This window comes from Corynebacterium sp. HMSC068G04 (assembly GCF_001814885.1).
Taxonomy (GTDB): Bacteria; Actinomycetota; Actinomycetes; order Mycobacteriales; family Mycobacteriaceae; genus Corynebacterium; species Corynebacterium hiratae.
Map to the genome: position 1 here is coordinate 123,794 of NZ_KV818319.1, position 2,106 is coordinate 125,899.

2 pseudogenes are annotated in these 2,106 nt (G+C 55.9%); one reads left to right on the forward strand and one right to left on the reverse strand.

Annotated features, from left to right (window positions below):
• Nucleotides 1-1,385 (forward strand): annotated as a pseudogene (locus tag HMPREF2993_RS13725) (hypothetical protein); the annotation flags it as partial.
• Between the two features lie 386 nt (nucleotides 1,386-1,771).
• Here the strand turns inward: HMPREF2993_RS13725 and HMPREF2993_RS05895 are convergent.
• Nucleotides 1,772-2,106: pseudogene (locus HMPREF2993_RS05895) on the reverse strand (acyl-CoA thioester hydrolase); the annotation flags it as partial.

Below are 2,106 nucleotides of genomic sequence, written 5' to 3' on the forward strand. Positions count from 1 at the left end.
AGAACCCGCACAAGGACAACAAGTTCGACGAGAACGGTGAGCCTGGCAACACGGATCCGACGAACCCGGATACCGATGGTGACGGTCTGACCGACCGTACTGAAATTGAGATCGGTACTGACCCGAATAACCCGGATACCGACGGTGACGGCGTTAAGGACGGCGACGAGATCAAGGACGGTACGGATCCGAAGAACCCGGATACCGACGGTGACGGTGTCAACGACGGCCAGGAGAAGGAGGACGGCACCAACCCGCTCGACAAGGGCGACTTCAAGGGTGGTGACGACTCCGAGGACAACGCCGACAAGCCGAGCATTGTTCCGGGTGACAAGACCGATGAGGTTCCTGCCAACAATAAGCCGAAGGAACTGGATGACAAGGTCAAGAATCCGACTGAGGATATGACCGGCGATGTCCTTGACAAGGACGGAAAGAAGATTCCGGGCTCCAAGGTTGAGATCGACCCGAAGACCGGTGAGATCGAGGTGACCGTACCGAAGGGTACTGATCCGCAGGATGCCACGGTTGTTGTCAAGGACAAGGACGGCAACAAGGTCGGTGAGATTGATATCAAGATCACCAAGCCGAAGAAGGACAACAACGACGGCGGTAACAACGGTGGTTGGTTCCCGTGGCCGATTGATCCGAACAAGCCGGGCGAGGATGACAAGCCGGGTGATGAGGATCAGAAGGACAAGGACACCGATGGTGATGGTCTGACTGACGAGCAGGAGAAGGAGCTTGGCACCGATCCGAATAAGGCTGACACCGATGGTGACGGCATCAATGACGGAGATGAGGTAGACGGCTCCAAGAACCCGTTCGATAAGGATGGCAACAAGGTTAAGCCGGGTGAGAAGGGTGCTCCGACTGACCCGAAGAAGGCTGATACCGATGGTGACGGCACCAACGATGGTGATGAGGTCACTGGTTCCAAGAACAACGGTAAGCCGACCGATCCGAATAACCCGAAGTCCAAGCCGGAGAAGGACCCGAACGGTTCCTCGAAGTTGCCTGACTGGAATGGTTCTTCCAACCTGTCTGAGCGTTGCATCAACACCGGTTTGGGTATTGGTATCCCGCTGCTGTTCCTGATTCCGGTTGGTCTGGCTTCCCAGATGAACATTCCGGGTCTGTCGGAGTTTGTTGCTCCGATTAACAAGCAGATTCAGGATCTGAACACCCGTCTGCAGCAGCAGACCAACACCTTCAACGGCCCGTTGGCTAAGCAGATGGCTGGTATTGACGCTCAGCTCAAGCGCTTCGGTGCTGACTCCCGCCAGGCTGCTGGTGCTGTGGCTCTGATTGCTGCTGGTGCTTTGGCTATCGGCCTGTTGGCTGATGCTTGTGCACCGGGTGCTGACGAGGGTTCCTCCAAGTAGGAGAACCGTAGGATGTGTTTCCTCTAACAACACCGCTTAGGGAGGAGCGTTAACCTCCCACCCAACTTGAGAGTTGATGGAGTAGGGCATTGCTGCCGGGGTGTTGTGCTCCGGCAGCAAGACCTAGTTCATAACTTGATTGTGTTTATTTGATATTTCCGAAATACATGTCGTTATTTCATTAAGTCTTGGGTCTCCACCGAAGCTTTTCCTTTCCTTAAGCTGCGTGTGTGGAGGCTCATGGCCACTGGCATCTCTGCCGGTGTGCAAGTACCCCGTCGCGTAGGTCAGAGGACGCGGCGGGGTACATTTTATGCCTCGAAGTTGTGGTTGTCGGATGCCTCAGCTTGTTTTCTTTGCTGTCGATGTATTCACTACGTGTGTGTTTAACGCTCGTGCCATTGCTTCAGACGCTCAAGCAGGATGCGGTCGGATTCAACCTTGGCCCCGCGGTTGGCAGTGACAGTACCGCCCATCATGGTCTCCCAAGAGGGGCCCATGAGTTCGTCAATGCTCTCGTGGAGAAGGTGGCCGGCGCCTTCATAGATGTTGGGCTCGGGTTCTTTTTGTGCGGCCAGAGCTTTCGCGGCCGCGTCGCCTTGCCACATTGCGTCATCGGTGCCGACGAAAAGGAGGCCGTTGCCCTCAAACTCGCTCAGGTCGATGCCAGATTCGGGGTCAGCTGCAGCAGTGTCGGCCTCATAGCCAGCGCGGTAGGACA